The sequence below is a fragment of the Vibrio sp. Y29_XK_CS5 genome (assembly GCF_024181835.1).
GTDB classification, from domain to species: Bacteria; Pseudomonadota; Gammaproteobacteria; order Enterobacterales; family Vibrionaceae; genus Vibrio; species Vibrio harveyi.
This window is the reverse complement of record NZ_JAMZAM010000002.1, coordinates 132,657-156,463: the sequence shown is the minus strand read 5'-3', so window position 1 is coordinate 156,463 and position 23,807 is coordinate 132,657. Positions and strand designations below refer to the sequence as shown.

The following is a 23,807-nucleotide window of genomic DNA, read 5'->3' as shown; positions in this document are numbered from 1 at the left end:
TGATGGAGAGAAATGTGTCGTTTGAATTAGATACTTCATGGCAAGAACGCCATGACGATGAACATAAAATCCGCCGTGACGATCATCGCAGCCCATATCAGCGTGACCGTGCGCGCATCTTGCACTCTGCGGCTTTCCGCCGCTTACAGGCGAAGACTCAGGTCCACGGCAACAGCTTAGAAGACTTCCACCGAACTCGCTTAACCCACTCTCTCGAAGCCGCGCAATTGGGAACGGGTATCGTAGCGCAGCTCAAGAAAAAGCAACCAGAGTTTCGAGGTCTTCTGCCGTCTGACAGCTTGATCGATTCTCTCTGTTTAGCACACGACATTGGTCATCCTCCCTATGGACATGGTGGTGAAGTAGCCCTCAACTACATGATGCGTGAGCATGGCGGCTTTGAGGGGAATGCTCAAACATTTCGTATCGTCACCAAACTAGAGCCATATACTGAGCACTTCGGTATGAACTTATCGCGACGCGCGTTACTTGGTTTGATCAAATACCCTGCGCTACTTAGCCAAACTCGTGCAGTCTGCTTACCTGACCCAGTCGAACACCAACGCAAGCTAAAAGCCAAAGACTGGTGCCCAGCAAAGGGGATCTACGACTGCGATAAGGATTTGTTCGATTGGGTTATTGCACCATTAACCGACAACGACAAAGCCTTGTTAAGCCAAATGCGCTGTCGTCCGGAATCAGAGTTTGAACACTGCAAAACTCGATTCAAATCGCTCGACTGCTCAATTATGGAGCTCGCAGACGACATCGCTTATGGCGTACATGATTTGGAAGATGCAATTGTGCTGGGCATGGTCACTCGCCAACAATGGCAAGAAGGAGCAGCAAGCCAACTGGCGGATTGTGGTGACCCGTGGTTTGAAGAGCACATTGGGTCAATCGGGCAGATGTTGTTTAGTGGCAAACATCATGAACGCAAAGATGCGATCGGCGGTATGGTCAATGCGCTACTTACCAGTATCTCAATTAAAGTCGTCGATGAACCATTTAACAATGCGCTGCTGGCTTGGAACGCCTGCTTAGAACCACAGATGGCAAAAGCGCTTGAAGTCCTCAAACACTTTGTTAGTAAGTATGTGATTCAAGTGCATCAGGTGCAGATTGTTGAGTATAAGGGTCAACAGATCATCATGGATTTGTTTGAGGCATTAAGTGCCGATCCTGAACGCTTACTTCCTACACACACCCAAACCTTGTGGCAAACTGCCACCACCGAGAGCGCAAAAATGCGAGTGATAGCAGATTACATCTCAGCAATGACCGATGGCCACGCACAAAAGCTGCATCGACAGCTGTTCTCTTCAATAGTCCTTTAGAGAAGTACTCTATCGCTTCGCTACTCGTCTTTCAGATAGTTCTTTTCAAATACGCCCGGAGGCATCTGGGCGATTTGGAACTCAATCATCTTCTCAAACGCCGCCAATAAAGGTGTGAAATCTTGGTTTGGCTCTAACAAGCTTAACGCATGATACCCAGCTTCTACCGTCGATAAGCTGTTTTCAGACGGTGCTTTACGAATGGTGTAGTGACCTTGTAGATTTTCCGGCAACTTCACCGTGGGGATAGACTGTAAATTGGTCGAAAGCTGCCACATCTTGTAAGCTTTCTTCCATGTCCCATCAAGTAAAATCAAACGAGTTTTCTTAGTAGAGTCAGATCGTTCATCTGCCAACTGAGAAAGACACAACGACTGCTCTGAAGGATACAGAATAAAGTGCTGGTACGTTGCATCCTCAAGCAAGGCATTTAAAACTGAATCGTCAGAAAAGTCTTCACCAATCAAGCAAGTACAATGATTTAAGCTTAAATTGAGAATCCGTGCCGTACCGAGAGGACGATGCTCTTCACTCGTATGCTGAAGGATGATAAGTTCAACCTCGTTTGCTAGCGATACAATCCATTGGCAGATACAAGCTTTGCGCGATTTTCCACACTGAGAACAATAACGAGACATAGAGTGAACCTTTATACATTGCTGAGCATCATCAGCGTCATCTGTTTAATACTTCAATTCGAGCCAATGGCAAGTCTAACTGAATGGCATGCATACAATATACGCCATGGCGAATGGTGGCGAATCGTAACAGGAAATTTGACGCATACCAACTTTGCTCACCTTGGTATGAACTTAGCTGGTCTATGGATTATTGGTTTTATTTTCCGCCCTACCGTGCGCAACTTTCTCATTGTGTTCATTGTCTTGTGCGCCTTTGTTGGTGCAATGAACTTGTTCACTAATATGTCGGTTTACGTTGGTTTATCAGGGGTACTGCACGGATTGTTCGGTTTCTGGGCTCTGAGTGAAGTTTTTGATGGCAGAAGAAGCAGCATGCTGCTCGTTGGTGGTCTAATTGCGAAAATCGCCTGGGAACAGTTCTACGGTCCTTCGACTAGTACAGCTGCAATGATTGGGGCTCGTGTTGCTGTTGATGCGCATTTATTTGGCGCAATTGGTGGTCTAGGTATGGCTGGGTTAGAAAAATTGCTACACCGTCGTCTCTTTGGTTAGCTCCCTTGGCAAAACGCTAAAAAGAGCTCTTCACACTCCATTTTCGCATTTAAGCTAACCAAACAAAAAAATCCCGAACCATTAAAGAAGATTGGTTCGGGAAAGCAGTAATAGGAAACAGAAACTTCGCTTTTTAATGGCAAGAACGTTGATTACAACAAAATACGCTCTTCATTCTTTTTCACCGTGGCATCGCCAATGCCCTTCACTTTGGTCAGATCCGCAACGGTTTTAAAAGGACCGTGTTCATTACGATATTCGACGATATCTTTCGCTTTCTTTTCACCAATACCCTTTAGCATGGTGGCAATCTCTTGCGCTGAAGCTGTATTTACGTTTACCGTAATCTCGATACCTTCGTACTTAGCTGCTTTTGTGTTAGCCGACTTACTCTCTTCTGCCCAGCTCATCGGTGCTAAGAGTAATAAGCACAGTGTTAACATCCATTTCATTTGAGCACCCTCCCTTGAGTTTTTGTATTAAAACGAAAACTACTCTATGCAAAGCGCTGTTTATGTTGAAGTTTATTCAAACAAAAATAAAACGGGCCGCGAATGCGACCCGTTTTAGTTAACATGCAAATTACATCAGTAATGCTTAGTTGCTCACAACAAAGTACTCAATGTCAGTGTTTGCGCGTAGTACAGAGATTACCGAAGTAAGATCTTGTTGAGCAGAAGCACGTTGCATTTGCATCGCAACTTGCTCTTCCAATGCGCTGTCTAGCTCAGCATGAACAGCATCAAGCTCAACAACAACAATGTTGCCTTCTAGATCTTTAGATTGACCAAACACTGGCTTGCCATCAACAGGTTTCGCCATTGCAAATACTGTTGCTGCTAGTGGAGAGCGACGATCAACAGACTCTTGCTCACCAAACGCCAAACCATTTTCAGCAAGAATAGCCGTGTTGCCTTCTTTCAGAGCAGCAACAACTTTCGTACCGAGTTCGATCGCACCTTGCTCGCCTTTAACGCGAGACAGTTCTGCAACCACTTGATCTTTCACTTCAGCTAGTGGAAGAACTGTTTCGTCACGAGCATCTTCGACACGAACAACAATGATGTGCTCAGGCGCCACTTCGATTGCTTCAGAGTTCAGACCATCTTCTTTCACTTCTGGGCTCATAATTGCCTGCATCACAGCTTGGTTCTTAAGAACTTCTGGCGCATCAACTTGAGAAATGAAGTCTGTCGTCTTCACTTTTTGACCAACCGCTTTAGAAGCGTCATCTAGCGAATCTGGGTATTCAAACGCTACTTTTTCAAGTTCGTTTTGTAGTTCATAGAACTGATCTACCGCTTTCTGGTCTACCATTTCTTGTTTAATTTCAGCTGCAACTTCAGAGAATGGTTTCGCCACTGCACCTTTTAGCTCTTCAAGCTTAATGATGTGGTAACCGAAATCTGACTTCACTAGACCAGTCATATCACCTGGGTTCTTAAGTGCAAATGCCGCTTCTTCAAAAGATGGGTCCATTACATCACGTTCGATCCAGCCTAGGTCACCGCCATTTTCAGCGCTACCAAAGTCTTCCGATTTTTCTTTTGCTAGTGTAGTAAAATCAGCACCTGCGTTTAGCTCGTCAAGAATTGCTTGCGCTTTCGCTTCATCATCACCTTCAACTAGGATGTGTGCTACGCGACGTTGCTCTTCTGTTGAGTACTTATCTAGGTGCTCGTCGTAGTATTTCTTAACTTCTGCGTCAGAAACTTGGATTTGCTTCTTAAGCTCTTCAGCAGAAAGCTCGATGTAAGCAACTTTAACTTGCTCAGGACGAGTGAAGTTATCTGGGTTTGCTTTGTAGTACTCTTGAATTTCTTCATCAGTAAGATCTACTTTCTTAGCAAACTCAGCCAAATCGATAGTGATTGTGCGAACGTCACGAGTTTGAGTGAACAGCTTGCCTTCTGCCTGAACTTCGCCAGGTAGCGTGAATTCACTTGTTTGCAGTGCGTTCAGCAGTTGCTCACGAACCAATTCACGGCGCATGTACTCTGCGAATGAGTCTGGAGAGAAGCCTGCGCGACGTAGAGACGCTTGGTAGATCTCTTGGTCGAATTTACCGTTAGATTGGAACTGAGGCATGTCTAGAATCATGCTGCGAACTTGTGCATCGCTAATGCGTAGACCTAGAGCTTCAGCTTGTTGGTCAAGTAGCACATCGTTGATCATGCGGTCTAGAACAGATTTGCGGAACGATTCAACGTATGCAGGGTCAGCCAGCATTTGAGAGAAGTAATCACCCAATTGAGCTTGCATGCGGTTACGCTCATTTTGGTATGCCATCTCAAACTCACCACGAGCAATCTCGGTGTTCCCTACTTTCGCTGCCGCGTTGTTGTTACCGCCAACAATGTAGCTACCTACACCAGCAAAAACGAAAGAAAGGATGATAAGTCCAAGGATAATTTTGACCGCGATGCTGTTCACGCCTTCGCGTAGTCGATCCATCATAATTTAACTGCTCTCCACAATTGAAGCCGACTGCTTCTAATAGAAAATGTAATGTCGCGATAATATCAGAAAAAGAAATGCGCATCAGTAGGATGCGCATAATTTAAGAAAGTTCGGCTCTTAGTTTGTAAAATTTTGTTCAAACCTGACTATTTGGACAAAAGTTATGCAATGGCCGTTAGCTGAACCAGCTCTTGTGTCTTCGACACAAAAAATTAGTTACAAGCGTCTTTTAGAGCTTTACCAGCTTTGAAAGAAGGTACTTTAGCTTCTGCGATTTGGATTTCTTCACCAGTTTTTGGGTTACGACCTGTGCGTGCTGCACGAGTACGTACGCTGAATGTACCGAAGCCAACAAGAGCAACTTGGTCACCAGACTGAAGCGTACCACTAACTGCTTCGATGAATGCGTCTAGAGCGCGACCAGCTGATGCTTTAGAGATGTCTGCGTTTTCTGCGATTTGTTCTACTAGTTGAGTTTTATTCACTGTGATTTCCCCTTTGTGTCATCTGTGATTATTTTTGTGATGACTTTCGTTCCATAATTAAAAAAATATGCTTCAACCCTTATCCTTCAAGGGCTGGAAGCTATCGAACTTAACTTAGCGTCCAAAAAAAACGCTGACAAGCCTTTTTAAGCCTATCAGCGTAAAGTTTTACTTATTTTTGCTACACATCACTATTTTTGAGACTGAAACTCAACGCCCGTCGGGTCTCGCTCAAGTGCAACTTTAAGAACTTCGTCGATCCACTGTACCGGGATAACCTTCAGATCCGCGATAACATTTTCTGGAATCTCTTCCAAATCACGCTCATTGTCTTTCGGAATCAGTACCGTTTTGATGCCGCCACGGTGTGCCGCAAGTAACTTCTCTTTTAGACCGCCGATAGGTAGAACTTCACCACGTAAAGTGATTTCACCCGTCATACCCACTTCTGCTTTCACAGGGTTGCCTGTCAAGCTAGAAACTAGCGCAGTACACATTGCGATACCCGCACTTGGACCGTCTTTTGGTGTCGCACCCTCTGGTACGTGTACGTGAATATCACGTTTCTCGTAGAAGTCTGAGTTAATACCCAACTTCTCAGCACGTGAACGTACAACCGTCATCGCCGCTTGGATAGACTCTTTCATTACGTCGCCAAGAGAACCTGTCTGCGTCAACTTACCTTTACCTGGCATCGCTTCCGTTTCGATCGTCAGTAGATCGCCGCCCACTTGAGTCCAAGCGAGACCAGTTACTTGACCAATACGGTTGCTGTCATCTGCCTTACCAAAGTCATGACGTTGAACACCTAGGTATTCTTTCAGGTTATCCATCGTAACTGTCACTGACTTCAAGCTTGAATCAAGCAGGATGTTCTTCACTGCTTTACGACAGATCTTAGAAATTTCACGCTCTAGGCTACGTACACCCGCTTCACGCGTGTAGTAACGAATGATACCGATGATTGCAGAATCTTCGATGGTAATCTCGTTTGGTTTCAAACCATTACGCTTAACTTGCTTATCAACAAGGTGGCGTTTTGCAATGTTTAGTTTCTCGTCTTCTGTGTAGCCAGAAAGACGAATCACTTCCATACGATCCAATAGCGGTCCAGGAATGTCCATCGAGTTCGATGTAGCAACGAACATAACGTCAGAAAGATCGTAATCTACCTCTAGGTAGTGATCGTTAAACGCATTGTTTTGCTCTGGGTCTAGAACTTCTAATAGTGCTGATGATGGGTCACCACGCATATCTGAAGACATTTTGTCGATTTCATCCAGAAGGAACAGCGGGTTTTTCACACCAACTTTCGACATTTTCTGAATTAGCTTACCCGGCAGAGAGCCGATGTAAGTACGACGGTGACCACGGATTTCCGCTTCATCACGTACACCACCCAATGCCATACGCGTGTATTTACGACCCGTTGCCGCTGCAATTGAGCGACCTAGAGACGTTTTACCAACACCAGGAGGACCTACAAGACAAAGGATTGGACCTTTCAGCTTGTTGATACGGTTCTGCACCGCTAAGTACTCAAGAATACGCTCTTTCACACGCTCTAGACCGTAATGGTCTTCGTTTAGAATCTCTTCTGCTTTCGCCAAGTTCTTCTTCACTTTAGAACGCTTGTTCCAAGGCACGCTTACCATCCAATCGATGTAGCTGCGAACAACTGTCGCTTCTGCCGACATTGGAGACATCATCTTAAGCTTTTGCAGCTCTTGTTCTGTCTTTTCACGTGCATCCTGAGGCATTTTCGATTCTTCAATCTTTTGCTTCAGCGTTTCAAACTCGTCAGGCGCATCTTCCATCTCACCAAGTTCTTTCTGAATCGCTTTCATTTGCTCATTCAGGTAGTACTCACGCTGAGACTTTTCCATCTGCTTCTTAACGCGACCGCGGATGCGCTTTTCTACTTGAAGAAGATCGATTTCTGATTCCATCTGACCCATTAGGAATTCTAGACGTTCAGTTACATCAATAATTTCAAGTACTTGTTGTTTGTCCACCAGCTTAAGAGGCATGTGCGCAGCAATGGTATCTGCTAGACGCGCAGCTTCATCAATACCGCTTAGAGAAGTCAGTACTTCTGGTGGGATTTTTTTGTTTAGTTTGATGAAGCCTTCAAATTGGTTAATCGCACTGCGAACAATCACCTCTTGCTCACGCTCATCCAATTCAGGTGTTACCACAAATTCCGCTTCAGCAAGGAAGAATTCGCTCTCTTTGAAATGGTTGATTTTAGCGCGCTGCTGACCTTCAACGAGCACTTTTACTGTGCCATCAGGTAGCTTAAGAAGTTGAAGAATGGTTGCAACTGTACCTACTTCGAATAGGTCTTCAACCGTCGGCTCGTCAGTGTCAGCTTGCTTTTGTGCCACAAGCAGAACTTGTTTGTTTGTTTCCATCGCTGTTTCTAGACAGCTAATCGATTTCTCACGACCAACAAACAATGGAATAACCATGTGTGGGTATACCACTACGTCACGTAGAGGTAATACCGGGATCTCGATACGCTCGGAACGTTCCAAGTTCATATAATTCTCTCTTCCGCTTTCACGTTTAACGTATTACTTAAGGCAGTATATGGGGGCTAATTATTTGGATTCAATAAAAGAAATAAAAAAAGGAGGTAATTACTTACCTCCTTTTTATTTATGGCTGAATTTATTCTGCTCCAGCTGCCTGATTATCGGCATTGCTGTAGATGAGCAATGGTTCTGATTCACCGTTAATTACTGATTCATCAATCACGACTTTACTTACGTCAGTCGCTGATGGCAGTTCATACATGGTTTCTAACAGAACGCTTTCTAAGATTGAACGTAGACCACGAGCACCCGTCTTACGCTCCATCGCTTTTTTAGCGATAGCACGCAACGCGTCTTCACGGAACTCAAGTTCTGCGTCTTCTAGTTCGAACAATGCTGCATATTGCTTGGTCAACGCGTTCTTCGGTTCACATAGGATCTGAATTAGCGCTTCTTCATCAAGCTCTGTCAGTGTTGTTGTTACAGGCAGACGACCAATGAACTCAGGGATCAAACCGTACTTCACTAGATCCTCAGGTTCTACCTGAGTAAATAGTTCACCAACGGTTTTGGTTTCGTTCTTCGAGCGCACTTCTGCGCCAAAACCAATACCTGTGCCTGTTGCTACACGTTGTTCAATCACTTTATCTAGACCAGCAAATGCACCGCCACAGATGAACAGGATCTTAGACGTGTCCACTTGTAGGAATTCTTGCTGTGGATGCTTACGACCACCTTGTGGTGGAACCGATGCAACCGTGCCTTCGATAAGTTTTAGTAGCGCCTGCTGAACACCTTCACCAGATACGTCACGCGTAATTGATGGGTTTTCAGCTTTACGAGAAATCTTGTCAATTTCGTCAATGTATACAATGCCGCGTTCAGCCTTCGCTACATCGTAATCACATTTTTGCAGAAGCTTCTGGATGATGTTTTCAACGTCTTCACCAACATAACCAGCTTCGGTTAGTGTGGTAGCGTCAGCCATTGTAAATGGCACATCCAGGAATCGAGCTAGTGTCTCAGCAAGCAGTGTTTTACCACTACCAGTAGGACCAATTAGAAGGATGTTACTTTTACCAAGTTCCACACCTTCGCTCGTTGTATCACCATTGCGTAAACGCTTGTAGTGGTTATATACCGCAACTGCGAGCACTTTTTTCGCGTAATCTTGTCCGATCACATAGTCATCAAGGTGTTCACGGATCTGTTTTGGCGTTGGTAACGCTTCAGATTCTTTCTTAGGGAGAACATCCTTGATTTCTTCGCGAATGATATCGTTACATAAGTCGACACACTCGTCGCAAATGTAAACTGACGGACCTGCGATTAGCTTGCGAACTTCGTGCTGACTTTTGCCACAGAAAGAGCAGTACAGCAATTTGCCGCTGCCGCTTTCTTTGCTTTTATCTGTCATTCGCTAACCTCTTAGCCTTTACTCTTTATGAATGAGTGTATATCAAATTTAGCCAAAATGCGCTGGCTAAATTACTCGCCGCGATGGCTCAACACTGCATCCACAATACCGTATTCTACTGCCTGATCTGCCGACATGAAGTTGTCACGATCAGTATCGCGCTCAATCACTTCAAGAGGCTGGCCAGTATGTTCTGCTAATAGGTTGTTTAGCTTCTGCTTGATAGTCAGGATTTCCTGAGCATGAATTTGGATATCAGAAGCTTGACCTTGGAAGCCACCTAGTGGTTGGTGGATCATCACACGTGAATTAGGCAGAACGTAACGCTTACCTGGCGCACCACCTGCAAGCAGGAACGCACCCATAGAGCAAGCTTGACCCATACATACTGTGCTTACATTTGGTTTGATGAACTGCATTGTGTCGTAGATAGACATACCTGCAGTCACGCTGCCGCCTGGCGAGTTGATGTATAGGAAAATATCTTTATCTGGATTTTCAGATTCTAGGAAAAGTAGCTGAGCCACGACAAGGTTTGCCATGTGGTCTTCCACTTGACCAGTTAAAAAGATCACGCGCTCTTTAAGCAAGCGTGAGTAAATGTCGTAAGAGCGTTCGCCGCGGGAAGTTTGTTCAACCACCATTGGCACTAGCGCGTCAATAATTGGCGACATTGCGTTTTTTTCTTGGTAGCTCATATTCTTATGTCCCTAAAATAAATGGCCCGGATGATGTGTATCATACGGACCATTGTTAGCAGAATAGTCGACGTTAAGTCAACCTTCTACGCAAGATATTGCTTATTAAGCAGCAGGTTGTTGGTTAAGTAGCTCGTTGAAGCTTACTTCTTTCTCAGTAACCTGTGCTTTAGCGATGATCGCGTCGATAGCTTGCTCTTCTAGAGCAACGTTACGCATGTTGTTCATCATTTGCTCGTTTTGCTCGTAGTAAGCAATAACTTCTGATGGATCTTCGTAAGCAGTTGCCATTTCTTCGATTAGCGCTTTCACTTTCTCGTCGTCAGCTTTTAGCTCTTCAGACTTGATTACTTCGCCTAGTAGAAGACCTACAACTACGCGACGTTTAGCTTGCTCTTCGAATAGTTCACGTGGAAGCTGTGCAGCTGCTTCTGGGTTACCACCGAAGCGTTGTGCAGCTTGTTGACGTAGAACTTGGATTTCTTGGTCGATAAGTGCAGCTGGTACGTCGATTTCGTTTTGCTCAACTAGACCGTCGATAGCTTGCTCTTTGATGCGGTTCTTAACAGCTTGCTTAAGTTCGCGCTCCATGTTCTTACGAACTTCAGCTTTAAGTGCTTCAACGCCACCTTCAGCAACACCGAACTTAGAAACGAACTCGTCGTTTAGTTCTGGTAGTTCACGAGCTTCAACTTTGTTCACTTTGATTGCGAACTTAGCTGCTTTACCTTTTAGGTTTTCAGCGTGGTAATCTTCTGGGAAGTTTACGTCGATTTCGAATTCCATACCTTTAGTTTTACCTTCGATACCGTCTTCGAAACCTGGGATCATGCGACCTGCGCCCATTTCTAGTGGGAAGTTCTCAGCTTTACCGCCTTCGAACTCTTCACCGTCGATAGAGCCAACGAAATCGATGCTTACACGCTTACCAGCTTCTGCAGCTTCTTCAACTTCTGCCCAAGTAGCTTGTTGCTTACGTAGAGTTTCGATCATCTCTTCTACGTCTGCATCTTTAACTTCTGTTGTTGGTTTTTCAACAGTGATGCTGTCTAGACCTTTAAGCTCAACTTCTGGGTAAACTTCGAAAGTTGCAGTGAAAACTAGGTCTGCGCCTTCGTTGTTTTCAACTGGAGCGAAAGTTGGAGCGCCAGCTGGGTTGATTTTCTCTTTTACGATCGCTTCGATGAAGTGGCGTTGCATAACTTCACCAAGAACGTCTTGACGTACTGCTTTGCCGTACATCTTAGCAACCATTTTTAGAGGCACTTTACCCTTACGGAAACCATCGAAACGACGGTTTTTAGCGATGTTGCGTAGTTCAGCTGTTACAGCGTCTTCGATGTTTGCAGCTGGAACAGTAATGTTTAGACGGCGCTCTAGGCCTTCTAGCGTTTCAACAGTAACTTGCATTATTTATAAACCTCTAAAGTGGCTCGGTTTGTCCGAGCGTATGAGCGAGACTCTCCGGAGTTCACGCTTCATCCTTGTGTAGTGTCCTGTCCGAACACCTAATTTAAAATCGAGTATCGATGCTGAAAATCAACATCGGACTAATCAGTGATATCTTCGGTGTCATCACCAAAGGTATCTCCTATTAGCCTCAGGACAGAATTTTTAGACGCGACATTCTAGCGATCTGTCGCTACCCTGTCGAGCCAATAGCCACTATGTGGACATTGTCTGCGCTAAATTCTCGAATACTGACCCCAAAATTAGCGAAAAATGCGATTTGAACACCGCTTCATCGCTGTCAGCATATCTAGAATGGGGACAATAGCGACTTTTTCAAGAGAATCGACAGCTTTTTTTATTGAAAAGCCTAAAAAGAGATCTTGCTCTTGTTTTACTCCACAGAGTTGGAAACTAAATCCCTATTCATCTCTACAAACTATTAACATTTTCTTACGTGACAAAAGGAAGGTGTCAAGGAGCGTGGGATGTCGCAAAGAAACCGTATTATACTGATTTTTTTCGCCTTCTATTTCCTCTGCGCGTTCATCGGTGGTCACTGGGTTTGGAGCCATAGCTACCAGTCATTACTCGACAAACATCAATCGCAGTTGGAGCGCTTTTCTAGCCATATTCAAAATAAGTTAGATAAATATGCTCACATCCCACACCTGCTTTCTAAGGATGAACCTTTGGTCGAAGCGCTGCTTAACTCAGAAAACAGCGCACAACTTGAAATCACCAATCGATACTTAGAATCGGTCAATGGCGTCATTGAAGCGGCTGACACCTATTTAATAGATAAATGGGGAACAACGATCGCTGCAAGCAACTGGCGTAAAGAACGTTCTTTCGTCGGACGCAACTTCGCCTTTCGTCCCTATTTTAAACAAGCGATTACAGGGCAACGCAGCCAATATTACGCGCTGGGTTCAACATCGGGTAAGCGTGGTTATTACTACTCTTACCCTATTGTCTATGCTGGGGGGGTGATCGGCGTCGTCGTGGTTAAAATGGATCTGAGTAAGATAGAGGACAACTGGCAACAACCCAACAGCGTTTTCGTAGCAAGTGACCCGAACGGTATTGTATTTATGAGCAGTCGCAATGACTGGTTGTTCAAAAGCCTGCAGCCTCTCGAAGAGCCAACTGCAGCAGAGGTGTGGGCAAGCAGGCAATATTTGAACACCACCATCGACTCACTTGGATTCGTCGGTGACATGAGCTTAGCGCATACCGAAGCGAAGCAAGGCTACCCCTATAACAAAGGGACACTAGTGGTTTCATCCTTACCTTTAGAAAACCTCAAACTCACTATCCGAGTGCTTTCTCCTAAGCAATCTGTCATCTGGTTCACTATGGGCTATTTGCTTGTTCTCACGCTTGTTTTTACTGTGCTCTTTCTCGTTGGGCAGCTCATTTATCATCGCCAGCAGCGGCATCGACAAATCGAACGCATTCAGCAAGAAGCAAATCAGAAATTGGAATATCAGGTAATGGCTCGCACCGCTGAATTGCAAGCAGAGATAGCACAACGTATCGAGACAGAGCAAACCTTACGCGTTACCCAAGACGAGCTGGTGCAAGCCGCAAAACTTGCTGTGCTGGGACAAATGTCGGCAAGCATCAGTCATGAACTCAATAATCCCCTCGCCGCCATTCGCAGTTTTGCTGAAAACGGTAAGCTTTTCTTGCACAAAGAGAAATATGAACGGACGGAAGATAACTTAACGCGTATATCCGCCCTGACCGACAGAATGGCGAACATCAGTCAGCAGCTGCGCTCTTTTGCTAAGAAGACCAGTGGGAACGAGCTGGCGCAAACTCACCTTCTGCCCGTTATTGCCTCCGCAAAAGAACTGATGAAGCCGGCACTCAAATCAGCCCGAGTGACATTAAATACCAAACTCATAGAACAAGACGTAGAAGTACAGATCAACACAATTCAACTCGAACAAGTGCTGGTGAACTTATTGACCAACGCTATAGAAGCGACCAAAGGGCAAGAAAACAAGCAAGTCCATTTGTCTATCGAAAAAGATATAAAAGCCGAACTCGTATGGATTTATGTCGATGATAATGGCACGGGGCTCGGTGAGTTCACCTTTTCACAGCTATGCGAACCCTTTTTAACCACCAAGCAAAATGGCTTAGGTTTAGGGCTCTCGATATCGCAACAAATTTTAGCTGGTATGAATGGCAAATTAAGCGCCCAGAATCGAGAGCAAGGCGGAGCTCGATTCTCCATTTGCTTACCTCTTATTTCATCACACACCACATAACAAAAGGATTGAACTATGTGTCAGGTGTTTTTTATTGATGACGAAGCCGATCTCAGACTGGCGATCGAACAAACCTTTGAACTGGCAGACATAGAAGCCAAGTTTTTTCCGGATGCAGAGTCGGCTTTGATCGCGATGCAACAAGGAGAAGGCTCGGGCGTGGTCGTCACCGACATCTGTTTGCCGGGCATTTCTGGTATGGATTTACTGACCACATTAACCCAGCGCGACCCAAACTTACCCGTCATCATGATCACAGGACACGGCGACATTTCAATGGCAGTTCAAGCTCTTCATCAAGGAGCCTATGACTTTATTGAAAAACCATTTGCACCTGAGCATCTGGTAGAAACCGTCAAACGCGCAATTGAGAAACGCAAACTGACGAATGAAAATGAGAAACTGCGTCAATCCCTGAAAGCCAGTCAAACCTTGGGACCACGTATTATTGGAGAAACCGAAAGTATCCAACTGCTACGTGAAACCATCACTCACATTGCTGACACCGATGCGGATATATTGCTGTTTGGAGAAACGGGGACAGGTAAAGAACTGATAGCTCGCTCTCTGCACGAACAAAGCTCTCGTCGGAACCAAAACTTTGTCGCGGTAAACTGTGGGGCAGTACCTGAGAACCTCATCGAAAGCGAGCTTTATGGTCACGAAAAAGGGGCGTTTACCGGAGCAGAAAGTCGTCGCATCGGTAAGTTTGAATTTGCACAGGGTGGCACGTTATTTTTGGATGAAATCGAATCTATGCCAGTTCAAGCACAAATCCGTTTACTGCGCGTTTTGCAAGAAAGAGTGATTGAGCGGGTTGGCTCCAATGAGTTATTGCCATTGGATATTCGAGTGATTGCAGCAACAAAGGTGGACTTAAAGCAAGCCTCTGAACAAGGCACATTTCGCCAAGACCTCTATTATCGCCTCAATGTGGTAACACTGGATTTACCGCCGATGCGCGAGCGTAAGGAAGATATTCCCGCACTATTCCACCACTTTTTACTGGTTGCCGCATCACGCTATGGGAAAACCTCCCCTAGCCTCTCCTCACAAGATTTGGCTCAGTTAATGGCACATGATTGGCCGGGTAATGTGCGTGAGTTACGTAACGCGGCAGAACGATTTGTTTTACTTGGGAAACTGATACAGCTAGGCGACGCTTCGTGCACATCTACATCCCCATCGAGCCTTTCTGAACAAGTGGCAGAGTTTGAAAAAGCAGCCATAGAGAGTGCTCTACTGGAGAACAGCGGGAGTATCAAGCAAACGATGGAACAATTGAATGTGCCTCGAAAAACCCTGTATGACAAAATGCAACGCTATCAGATAGATAAAGATCTATATAAATAAAACGCCGTTTGCGGTTTGTCGTTATATCCAACTTGAATCATACTTTTTACTAACGAGAGTTTAATGGTTCATATGGATATGACAGAGAAAATCAGGATACCCGTTATCACAGATACCGTGATGGTCGACGGGCATTATCAGGAAGAAAGGCGATCCGGTGAAGATCGGCGCAAAAATAGAAAGAAGTGGCTTGGTTACGAGCGCAGAGTCAATCCCGACCCTCGTAGACCTTCCTATAAGTCAATAAACGAAGAGGTGTGAATCGTCACACCTCTTTTGTTTTAACTGTTTCGGCTCTTACCGTTCACTTGCTCGCCGCTACTTAGTAATGATTTCCGGTCCCATCAGCGTCGTTGGCAACCAAGTTGACACCCAAGGAACGTACGTCACGATAATGAGGAATAAGAACATCACCGCCACCCACGGTAGCGCCGCTTTAACCACATTCATCATCGACATTTTGGCGACCCCAGCAGTCACAAACAAGTTAAGTCCAACAGGTGGCGTAATCATGCCAATTTCCATGTTAACGACCATCATGATGCCAAGGTGAATCGGATCGATGCCCAGAGCGATCGCTATTGGGAACACTAGCGGTGCCACAATGATCAACAAGCCAGAAGGTTCCATAAACTGACCACCAATCAACAGCAGCACGTTCACGACAATCAAGAAAGTAATAGGACCTAGCCCCGCCGACAGCATAGATTCAGTGATCATTTGCGGTATGCGTTCTTCTGTCAGCACATGCTTAAGAATCAAAGCGTTGGCAATGATAAACAGTAACATGATGGTCAGCTTGCCTGCTTCATACAAGGTGTGTTTGGTGTCTTTATGAACGAAAGTCTGAAACACTTTAACTAAGGCTGGTTTACTATTTTGCTTATCAGCAAAGGGACCCATGTCTTTGTAAACGAAGTTGGCAATGAAGAAGGAATACACCGCCGCCACTGCCGCCGCTTCTGTTGGGGTAAAGATACCGCCGTAGATACCCCCCAAAATGATCACCACCAACAACAGACCCCAGCTCGCATCTTTGGCGGCATTAAAGGTTTCTTTCCAACCCACGAAAGGCTGTTTGGGTAAGTTCTTGATCCGTGCGGCAATGTAAATGGCGATCATCAACATCACTCCTGCAAGTAAGCCTGGAATCACACCACCGAGAAACATACGTCCAACCGACACATCAGTTGCAGCGGCGTACACCACCATCACAATCGAAGGAGGAATCAAAATACCCAGCGTACCCGCATTACAGATCACGCCTGCAGCAAACTCTTTGGAGTAACCGTTTTTGATCATACCAGCGATAACGATACTACCGATCGCAACCACCGTCGCAGGGGACGAGCCAGAAAGTGCAGCAAACATCATGCAAGCCACAACTGATGCCATCGCTAACCCACCGCGGAACCAACCTACAATGGCAATCGCGAAGCGGATAATGCGCTTGGCAACGCCACCCGTAGACATAAAGCTAGAGGCCAAAATAAAGAAAGGTATCGCTAACAAGGTGTAGTGGCCAGCAAACGCGTTAAATAAGGTTTGTGCTACCGATGCAAGAGAAGCATCTGAGTGCATCAATAAGAAAAGAATACTGGACAGACCCAGTGAGACAGCAATTGGCACACCAATCAACATGAAGCCAATGACCATCAAGAATAACAACAGAATATCCATGATTTATTGCTCCTTGCGATCTGATGACGAAGAGCCGTTTGGAATCGCATCAGCGGCTTCGCTCAGTTCTTCTTTAAGTGCTTCCAACTCTTCTTCTGCTTCATGACCTGCAATCAAACGGTCTAACTTACCCGTCGCGATCTGCCATGTGATTTGTACAAAACGAAAAGTCAGAAGTACCATACCAAGAGGTAAAGCAAAGTAAGGAATAAAACGAGGAAGCTTCTCATAGCGTTCCCCTTCGTTGAGCCAGTCCGCTAGAAACTGAAACATCTCAGGCATAGGAATATCGTCGGTTTCATACCATGCACGCTCAGTGACAAACGGATACCAGTAATTCCAAGAGCCGATTAACAGTAGAATGGAAAATGCCAAACAACACACAGCAGCAAGCAGTGCGAGGATCTTACGTTTGCCTTCAGGGACCATGTTAATGATGACATCAACACCGATATGAAAGTGCTTCTTCACACCGTAAGAGGCACCGACCAGAACCATCCATGCGAACATGAATACCGTCAACTCAAGTGCCCAAAGGATGTTGTCGTTAAAGACATAGCGGAAAATAACATTGGCAAAAGTCAGCAACGTCATTGCACCAAGAAAGAACGCGATCAGCGTTTCTTCAATCGCATCGGTGACTCGTCCTGCCTTGGAAAAAAAAGTCTGTTCCATAATTACATCACGTCATTATTGGGATAAAAGGGTCCCCCTCCTCCATATTGGAGTACGCGAGGACCAATCGTAGTGCTTAGTGCTTTTTACTTATGAGCCCAAAGAACTTGGGCTGTTTGATTATTGGTTGGAAGCAAGAGCGGCATCGATAAAATCTGAACCAATGTCTTTCTCAAATTTCTTCCACACAGGTTGCAGTGCCGTCACCCACTCTTGACGCTGCTCAGGCGTTAAAGTACGAACCACACCACCGGCTTCAATGATGTTGTTCTTATTCGCAAGGTTCACCTTGGTTGACTCGGCATTACGCTGAGCCGTCACTTCTTGAATAATGGTATTAAGCTGTTCGCGCTGATCGTCTGGTAACTTTTTCCAGAAATCGTTCGATGTCACAACTAAGTAATCTAGGATGCCGTGGTTGGTTTCAGTAATGCCATCTTGTACTTCGAAGAACTTCTTACCGTAAATGTTCGACCATGTGTTTTCCTGACCATCGATAACTTTGGTTTGAAGACCGCCATACACTTCTTTAAATGACATTTTTTGAGGGTTTGCACCAAGCTGTTCGAACTGAGCCACCAATACGTCGGAAGCTTGTACACGGAACTTCAAACCTTCTGCATCGCTAGGCAACATCAATGGCTTGTTAGCAGACATTTGCTTCATACCGTTATGCCAAAATGCCAGACCTTGCAAGCCACGACGCTTCATTGCATTTTTCAGCTTTTCACCGGATTCCGAGTTTTGGAAACGGTCGACAGCCGCCACATCCTCAAAAAGGAAAGGAAGGTCGAAGATGCGGTACTTCTTGGTGAATTTCTCAAACTTAGAAAGAGAAGGGGCAGCGAGTTGAACATCACCATTAAGCAGAGCTTCAAGCACCTTGTTGTCGTCGTAAAGCGTCGAGTTAGGGAAGACCTGCATGCAAACTTTGCCGTTCATCTCTTCATTTACACGCTTTTCCAGTAGCGAGGCAGCAATGCCTTTAGGGTGTTTATCTGTGTTCGTTACGTGACTGAACTTGATCACGGTTTCACCAGGGTCACAGTTTGCAGCAGCATTAAAGCTGGTGATGGCTAGAGCAGATACAGACAAAAGGGTTAGAGGCTTGAACATTATTATTCTCCTTGTTGAATCACATCCCATCCTTTCCATGAATACCAAACGGGCAGAGGGTGATGGGTACAGATGTTCAACAAGGAGCAAGTTGTAGACCAACTCAATTATCAACTTAAAATCAGTAAGTTAAATTAAATTCAAAAGTTAGCCAGTGCAAAAAGGGGTTAAATCCACCCATGCTAATCTGCGTGATGGGTGGAGAATGACACATTTAAGAAGAGCAGCTAATTTCCATCTTTTTCCCCCATTCTGGAGGCAGTTTGGCGTAGTCATCCAACTCTGGCTGCTCGTCATAAGGACGCTTGAGCAATTCAGCCAGACGGCTTACTTCACTGAAGTCTCCTTCCTCTGCCTTATCAATGGCAAGTTGAGCTAGGTAGTTACGCAAGATGTATTTTGGATTCGCTCGACGCATCTTTTCACAGCGAGTTTCTGCTGATACGCACTCACCGCGCTCGTCCACTTCCAACTCACAGCGGGCAAGATATAAGTCTACCCATGCACTTGCAGCTTCTCGATCAATAAACAAATCAATCACAGCTTGGGACGAGTTAACGTCTAAGTTAGACAACTCACGGAAGAATCGCGTGTAGTCCGTTTTGTTTTGGTTTAACAGCTCAAACATGGCTTCGAACAAGCGTCCGTCTTCTTCTATTTTAGCCAAAAGACCGAGCTTGGCGCGCATCAATTCACTGAACTTCTGGCTAAGGCGCATTTCAAACTTTCCTAGTGCTGCCTCCAGATCTTCCCGTTGCACAAGCGCTGACAAAGAATGTGCTAAAGCCGAAAGGTTCCAAAGAGCGATACGTGGTTGCTGTTCAAAGGCATACCGCCCTTGGTAGTCCGAATGGTTGCAGATGTAATTAGGATCGTAGTCGTCGAGGAAGCCAAACGGTCCATAATCAAAAGTTTGCCCGAGTATCGACATGTTGTCGGTATTCATCACACCGTGGGCAAAACCATAGGCTTGCCAGTACGCAATCATCACTGAGGTTTTCTCCACGATGGTCTCGAACATGGCAGCATATGGTTTCTCCACTTCTAAACAATCTGGGAAATACCACTCGATGACTTTATCAGCGAGGTACTTTTGCTCACTAAGTTGGTTGGTGTAGAAAAAATGCTCAAAGTGACCGAAGCGAATGTGCGTTTCAGCGATTCGAATCAGTAGCGCGCCATATTCCATCTTCTCACGGTAAACCGGCGTATCGCTGTCCATCATGCCAAGCGCTCTGGTCGTAGGAATGCCTAACCCGGCCATGGCTTCACTGCACAGATATTCGCGGATCGTAGAGCGCAATACTGCCCGACCATCCCCCATCCGTGAGTACGGCGTGAGCCCTGCTCCTTTGAGGTGAATATCAAACCAAGTGCCATTTTGGTGTTGCATCTCAGCCAGTAACAACCCGCGACCGTCACCTAAATCCGGGTTGTACACGCCAAATTGATGCCCTGCGTACTTCATTGCCAAAGGAGCAAATGATGCAAATTCGTTTTGCCCTGCAAACACATTCAACAACTCTTCATTCGCGCTTTCTGGTAAGCCAAATTGCTTCGCTAATTCTCCGTTCCAAACAACCCAACGTGTGTTATCTAAAGGCTGTGGCGTGACATAAGTGAAAAACGCAGATGGCAGGTCACTGAAGCGATGGGTGAAATTAACACCTTCCCAGATGGACATAGTAGTTCCTTAATAAAACGACTTCCTAAACGTGAGTATAAGCGCTGAACAGGTTTCTCTTCAGCCACGAATTATTCATGGGTATTTACGAAATACCGATAACGACAGACCAACATGAGATGACTTCACAACGCGTCACTGTACTACGGGACGAGACAACTAAAGAAATAAAAAAGCCACTCGGCTGAGTGGCTTTAATGAATGAACAAGAGACGCTTATTGCTCGCGACGACGCCAGCCAAACAGCCCCAATAACAATAGTGCCCAGTAAGACAAAGCACCACCGCCACTATCCGAATTGTCAAAACTTAAGCTGCTTACCGAAGCCACCACTGACACATTCACTGAGCCAGTCGCCAAGCCACCATTCCCATCCGACACGGTGTATTCCAGTTGAACATTCGTCACTTGATCTTGAGGTGCTTGGTATTGGATCTTTCCATCCACCACACTTGCCGTTCCCACGCCGGATGGATTACTCACGCTCTGCAACACTAAGCGATCTTCATTGAAATCTGAATCATTGGCGAGCACGTTGATCATAATGCTCTTTCCAGACTCAACACTGGCGCTATCTTGATTAGTAACCGGCGGCGTGTTCTCAACATCAACACTAACCGTCGCGGTTGCAGACAAACCGCTAGGGTCCGTGACCGTCACTTGGAAGGTAAGCGTCTCGCCCGCCTTCGTTCCTTGCGCCACAGTAAACTTCGCGTTCACACTATTCGCATCTGAAATAATGGCTTTAGTACCCGTCGTTTGCTGCCATCTATAGTTAAGCGCATCACCATCAGGGTCAGAGCTTGAAGAAGCTGACAAGCTGCCTTGCCCGTTCGCTGTCATGCTACTGGAATCAACTTCGGCATTGGCTGTTGGCGCCTCATTTTGACCATTCACACGCACTTGCACCGTCACTGGCAGCGATTTCAGCGCACCATTTGAAGAAACAAGACGATATTGGAAACTGTCATTACCCACGAAGTTTTCTTTAGGTGTGTATTGGGTGCCGCTCAATGTGCCATGCGTAGGTTGTTGAGTGTATTCCACATTGAATTGATAGCCAGGGGCAATAAAGTCATTCGACATAAGCGCAAGCGTTACAGGCACATTTTTGTCCGTCGTCACCGTGTCCGTTTTAGCCTCTACGATATTGCTTGAATCAATATCAAACAGCGCGCCAAAAGGAATGTAAGAGAAGTTTTGACGCATTAAACCTGAAGAGTAAATACGTTCACGATCTCCTGCCCAAATCGTTGGCACTGCTTCTTGTTCCGTCGCTAAGGTGCTTCTAAAGTTATAGTTAGATTCAAAACGCCCGTTCTCAATTTCAACCACAAGCAAATGCTTACCTGCCGTTATGCGACTTGGTTGTTCAAACAGAATACGAGTGCTGCTACGAAGTGAGCCTGCTTGCAGAAGCTGCGCCTCATTTTGATCGAACTGCAAACTGAACGATTCAAATCCAGGATGTGGGAAACGCCATACCTTGTAGTTCATCACCCCAGCATTGTCATTAGGTGTCACATAAAGTTGCAAGCCATCCAATTCTGAAGCCACTTTAAGATCCAAAGAGACAGCCAAAGCGTCATCAGAGCTTGGGTAAACATATCCTCGATGAAACGAGTTTTGCCACGCCGACTTGTTTGGCTCACTTGGCATGGTTAGTGAAAACGTTGCCGAGTTTGATTCACTTGAGATATTTGAGATACGAACGCCCGTGTTGAAGCCTGCTATGCCGGTCAAACTAGGGTTGGAATCGTCAGAAATGCTCGTGCCACCATTTGGATAAAGATCTCGATCGTCGCTAGGAAAACCGGCTTCCAATTGTTTGCGTCCGTCAGCTTGCATGATCTGCACCTGCATATCACCGACATCGTTGAATCGATTTAAGATATTCACCGACGTTGCCAACACCCCTTCTGATACCAATGCTCGGTCGTACCCTTCAAACCGTCTATTCTCAAGGTAGATACGAGGACCGAACTCTTTAAGATAAGGATCAAGATAAACGAGCTTCACTTGCCCATTTTCAACCGAAGCAGATTCATCGCTGGATTGCGCAATGTCCGGCAGTACAAAGCCCGCAGCATGCTTACTCCAAGCACTCATGTTGACCGGTGTATCTCCAGCATAACGGTCGCCTTCTTTCTTCGCCCAAGAACCACCACCCATCACGCCCCACTGACCAATAGATGCATCGCTGTTGTAAGAGTACAAATCCGGTAACCCAAGCATCAGGTGACCAAGTTCATGGACGATCACCCCCAATGTGGATTGATGCGTCTGCTGAAAGTCAGCAAACACACAGTAGTCTCTGATGGTAGTTCCGTCGATTGACACCGTATCATGTGAGTATTTGTGCGGCCATATAGAAGGACGATCTAGCTGGTTTGCCGCCAAGTCCCCACCAGCAAAAACAAACATAACCGAGAGCTCTGTTGGTTCGACACGACCGCTGCTGTCGGTGTCGTATTGAGCTAAGTTGATGTATTGGTCTAGCTTTTGGTACGCCTCAGAAAAAACCGCCTTAAGCTTGGTATTACAAGCATCACCGCTGGTTTTGGTGCTACAGTTAGGATGGTTTTGGTTCACCGTGACACTAATAACGCCATCATCCGCAGTGCCATAGCTTTCCTTCGCTGGTACGACGCGATACTTCCCATGTGAGTTCTTGTCATAATAATCCACCACGCTTTGACGATTTTCGCCAAACACCAACTGTTGAAAATCGTTAACCATAGTCTGGTTATTAAACGACACCTCAACCACCAGCAAAGGCTGTTGAACCACACTCGATGAACTCATTGCTCGGTATCCTTGCTGAGCTTGGCGCATCAAGTTTGCACGAGTTTGGGGTTCTAGTGTTCTCAAAGAAGAAAGAGAAGGTTTTAATAGTACATCAGGGCGGTTTTTCGATACTTGTGGAGCGATTGCAGATTGTGTTTTTTCTACTCCAGTCGAGACAAGTAGCGGCTGATCCGCTTCTCGCTTGATTTCAGCAAAAAACCAAGTATCGCCGTCTTTGATTAACGCATTTCCTTGCTTATCTTCATGCCAGTAGAAACTAGCGGTACCGCGAACCAGAATTTCACTGACCGTCCCATCACTGAGAGTCACGGGTTGCCAAATAGGAGACGGGGGTGTGGTTGCCATGCTGTGACCAGAAATCAGCGCGGTCAACATGGTGAGTGCGAGAGTCTTTAACTTCAAACTACGGCTCCATGAGTTCGATGTGTAAGCCATGCATCTCATATGCAAATGATTACAACAAGTTATATATAGTGGAGCTATGAAATAGTACAGAAATCGAGAAGGAATGAAATGCTGTGACAGGAGTAGATCGAAATTATTTGCATTCGCTCACTAATTTTATAAAAAACGCGAGAGCCGAATAATCAAAACTCTCGCGTAAGCTATTAATATTAAAAGATTAAAATGCAA

Annotated in this window: 18 protein-coding genes and 1 pseudogene; 5 read left to right on the top strand and 14 right to left on the bottom strand. The window is 45.6% G+C overall.

The features are described from left to right. Nucleotides 1–2 precede the first annotated feature (2 nt). The gene (locus NL647_RS10955) at nucleotides 3–1,337 is read left to right on the top strand and encodes an anti-phage deoxyguanosine triphosphatase (RefSeq protein ID WP_253650300.1); all 1,335 of its coding nucleotides are present in this window, start codon (nucleotides 3–5) and stop codon (nucleotides 1,335–1,337) included. A 20-nt stretch (nucleotides 1,338–1,357) separates the two neighbouring features. Here the strand turns inward: NL647_RS10955 and NL647_RS10950 are convergent, their stop codons facing one another. Further along, the gene (locus tag NL647_RS10950; protein WP_253650147.1) at nucleotides 1,358–1,975 is read right to left on the bottom strand and encodes a tRNA-uridine aminocarboxypropyltransferase; all 618 of its coding nucleotides are present in this window, start codon (nucleotides 1,973–1,975) and stop codon (nucleotides 1,358–1,360) included. Nucleotides 1,976–1,978: 3 nt separating this feature from the next. Here NL647_RS10950 and rrtA point away from each other — a divergent pair, with 3 nt between their 5' ends. Then, on the top strand, nucleotides 1,979–2,530 hold the full coding sequence (gene rrtA, locus NL647_RS10945) for a rhombosortase (protein WP_005446582.1): 552 nt from the start codon (nucleotides 1,979–1,981) through the stop codon (nucleotides 2,528–2,530). 152 nt (nucleotides 2,531–2,682) lie between these two features. Here the strand turns inward: rrtA and NL647_RS10940 are convergent, their stop codons facing one another. The 8 genes and pseudogenes from NL647_RS10940 to NL647_RS27245 all read right to left on the bottom strand — a co-directional run bounded on the left by NL647_RS10940 (nucleotide 2,683) and on the right by NL647_RS27245 (nucleotide 12,025). Then, nucleotides 2,683–2,982, bottom strand: coding sequence for a helix-hairpin-helix domain-containing protein (locus NL647_RS10940; protein ID WP_005446580.1), 300 nt, complete (start codon nucleotides 2,980–2,982; stop codon nucleotides 2,683–2,685). Between the two features lie 145 nt (nucleotides 2,983–3,127). Next, nucleotides 3,128–4,987: a peptidylprolyl isomerase gene (gene ppiD / locus NL647_RS10935; RefSeq protein WP_253650146.1), complete on the bottom strand. Its 1,860-nt coding sequence runs from the start codon at nucleotides 4,985–4,987 to the stop codon at nucleotides 3,128–3,130. A gap of 215 nt (nucleotides 4,988–5,202) precedes the next feature. Then, nucleotides 5,203–5,475, bottom strand: coding sequence for an HU family DNA-binding protein (locus tag NL647_RS10930; protein WP_005430934.1), 273 nt, complete (start codon nucleotides 5,473–5,475; stop codon nucleotides 5,203–5,205). Nucleotides 5,476–5,666: 191 nt separating this feature from the next. Beyond that, nucleotides 5,667–8,018, bottom strand: a complete 2,352-nt coding sequence (gene lon, locus NL647_RS10925) for an endopeptidase La (RefSeq protein WP_005446574.1) — start codon at nucleotides 8,016–8,018, stop codon at nucleotides 5,667–5,669. 130 nt (nucleotides 8,019–8,148) lie between these two features. Then, nucleotides 8,149–9,429 carry an ATP-dependent protease ATP-binding subunit ClpX gene (gene clpX / locus NL647_RS10920; RefSeq protein ID WP_005430932.1) on the bottom strand — a complete coding sequence of 427 codons (1,281 nt, stop codon included), beginning with the start codon at nucleotides 9,427–9,429 and terminating at the stop codon, nucleotides 8,149–8,151. A 71-nt stretch (nucleotides 9,430–9,500) separates the two neighbouring features. After that, entirely contained in the window at nucleotides 9,501–10,127 is a 627-nt protein-coding gene (clpP, locus tag NL647_RS10915) for an ATP-dependent Clp endopeptidase proteolytic subunit ClpP (protein WP_005430931.1), read from the bottom strand. Nucleotides 10,128–10,232: 105 nt separating this feature from the next. Continuing rightward, nucleotides 10,233–11,537, bottom strand: a complete 1,305-nt coding sequence (gene tig / locus NL647_RS10910) for a trigger factor (protein ID WP_009698344.1) — start codon at nucleotides 11,535–11,537, stop codon at nucleotides 10,233–10,235. A 302-nt stretch (nucleotides 11,538–11,839) separates the two neighbouring features. Then, a pseudogene (locus NL647_RS27245) lies at nucleotides 11,840–12,025 on the bottom strand (hypothetical protein). 39 nt (nucleotides 12,026–12,064) lie between these two features. On the opposite strand from NL647_RS27245, the gene NL647_RS10905 reads away from it, so the two are divergent. From NL647_RS10905 to NL647_RS10895, 3 genes are all read left to right on the top strand, one after another. Further along, nucleotides 12,065–13,858, top strand: coding sequence for an ATP-binding protein (locus tag NL647_RS10905; protein ID WP_253650145.1), 1,794 nt, complete (start codon nucleotides 12,065–12,067; stop codon nucleotides 13,856–13,858). 15 nt (nucleotides 13,859–13,873) lie between these two features. Continuing rightward, nucleotides 13,874–15,211, top strand: a complete 1,338-nt coding sequence (locus NL647_RS10900) for a sigma-54 dependent transcriptional regulator (RefSeq protein ID WP_009698346.1) — start codon at nucleotides 13,874–13,876, stop codon at nucleotides 15,209–15,211. Nucleotides 15,212–15,289: 78 nt separating this feature from the next. Then, nucleotides 15,290–15,472, top strand: coding sequence for a hypothetical protein (locus NL647_RS10895; protein ID WP_026000132.1), 183 nt, complete (start codon nucleotides 15,290–15,292; stop codon nucleotides 15,470–15,472). A gap of 57 nt (nucleotides 15,473–15,529) precedes the next feature. Here the strand turns inward: NL647_RS10895 and NL647_RS10890 are convergent, their stop codons facing one another. From NL647_RS10890 to NL647_RS10870, 5 genes are all read right to left on the bottom strand, one after another. After that, a complete protein-coding gene (locus NL647_RS10890) occupies nucleotides 15,530–16,891 on the bottom strand; it encodes a TRAP transporter large permease (RefSeq protein ID WP_253650144.1) in 1,362 nt (453 codons plus the stop codon). Nucleotides 16,892–16,894: 3 nt separating this feature from the next. Continuing rightward, nucleotides 16,895–17,566 (bottom strand): TRAP transporter small permease, encoded by a 672-nt coding sequence (locus NL647_RS10885; protein ID WP_253650143.1) that lies wholly within the window; start codon nucleotides 17,564–17,566, stop codon nucleotides 16,895–16,897. A gap of 120 nt (nucleotides 17,567–17,686) precedes the next feature. Continuing rightward, the gene (locus NL647_RS10880; RefSeq protein WP_253650142.1) at nucleotides 17,687–18,682 is read right to left on the bottom strand and encodes a TRAP transporter substrate-binding protein; all 996 of its coding nucleotides are present in this window, start codon (nucleotides 18,680–18,682) and stop codon (nucleotides 17,687–17,689) included. A 214-nt stretch (nucleotides 18,683–18,896) separates the two neighbouring features. Next, nucleotides 18,897–20,366, bottom strand: a complete 1,470-nt coding sequence (locus NL647_RS10875) for a protein adenylyltransferase SelO (protein ID WP_253650141.1) — start codon at nucleotides 20,364–20,366, stop codon at nucleotides 18,897–18,899. 216 nt (nucleotides 20,367–20,582) lie between these two features. Then, nucleotides 20,583–23,576 (bottom strand): M6 family metalloprotease domain-containing protein, encoded by a 2,994-nt coding sequence (locus NL647_RS10870; protein ID WP_253650140.1) that lies wholly within the window; start codon nucleotides 23,574–23,576, stop codon nucleotides 20,583–20,585. Between the last annotated feature and the right edge of the window lie 231 nt (nucleotides 23,577–23,807).

What these genes read in the sequence shown, in the direction of transcription:
- NL647_RS10955 (WP_253650300.1), top strand. Translation starts at nt 3, where the DNA reads ATGGAGAGAAATGTGTCGTTTGAATTAGATACTTCATGGCAAGAACGC.
- NL647_RS10950 (WP_253650147.1), bottom strand. Translation starts at nt 1,975, where the DNA reads ATGTCTCGTTATTGTTCTCAGTGTGGAAAATCGCGCAAAGCTTGTATC.
- NL647_RS10940 (WP_005446580.1), bottom strand. Translation starts at nt 2,982, where the DNA reads ATGAAATGGATGTTAACACTGTGCTTATTACTCTTAGCACCGATGAGC.
- ppiD (WP_253650146.1), bottom strand. Translation starts at nt 4,987, where the DNA reads ATGATGGATCGACTACGCGAAGGCGTGAACAGCATCGCGGTCAAAATT.
- lon (WP_005446574.1), bottom strand. Translation starts at nt 8,018, where the DNA reads ATGAACTTGGAACGTTCCGAGCGTATCGAGATCCCGGTATTACCTCTA.
- clpX (WP_005430932.1), bottom strand. Translation starts at nt 9,429, where the DNA reads ATGACAGATAAAAGCAAAGAAAGCGGCAGCGGCAAATTGCTGTACTGC.
- clpP (WP_005430931.1), bottom strand. Translation starts at nt 10,127, where the DNA reads ATGAGCTACCAAGAAAAAAACGCAATGTCGCCAATTATTGACGCGCTA.
- tig (WP_009698344.1), bottom strand. Translation starts at nt 11,537, where the DNA reads ATGCAAGTTACTGTTGAAACGCTAGAAGGCCTAGAGCGCCGTCTAAAC.
- NL647_RS10905 (WP_253650145.1), top strand. Translation starts at nt 12,065, where the DNA reads ATGTCGCAAAGAAACCGTATTATACTGATTTTTTTCGCCTTCTATTTC.
- NL647_RS10900 (WP_009698346.1), top strand. Translation starts at nt 13,874, where the DNA reads ATGTGTCAGGTGTTTTTTATTGATGACGAAGCCGATCTCAGACTGGCG.
- NL647_RS10895 (WP_026000132.1), top strand. Translation starts at nt 15,290, where the DNA reads ATGACAGAGAAAATCAGGATACCCGTTATCACAGATACCGTGATGGTC.
- NL647_RS10890 (WP_253650144.1), bottom strand. Translation starts at nt 16,891, where the DNA reads ATGGATATTCTGTTGTTATTCTTGATGGTCATTGGCTTCATGTTGATT.
- NL647_RS10885 (WP_253650143.1), bottom strand. Translation starts at nt 17,566, where the DNA reads ATGGAACAGACTTTTTTTTCCAAGGCAGGACGAGTCACCGATGCGATT.
- NL647_RS10880 (WP_253650142.1), bottom strand. Translation starts at nt 18,682, where the DNA reads ATGTTCAAGCCTCTAACCCTTTTGTCTGTATCTGCTCTAGCCATCACC.
- NL647_RS10875 (WP_253650141.1), bottom strand. Translation starts at nt 20,366, where the DNA reads ATGTCCATCTGGGAAGGTGTTAATTTCACCCATCGCTTCAGTGACCTG.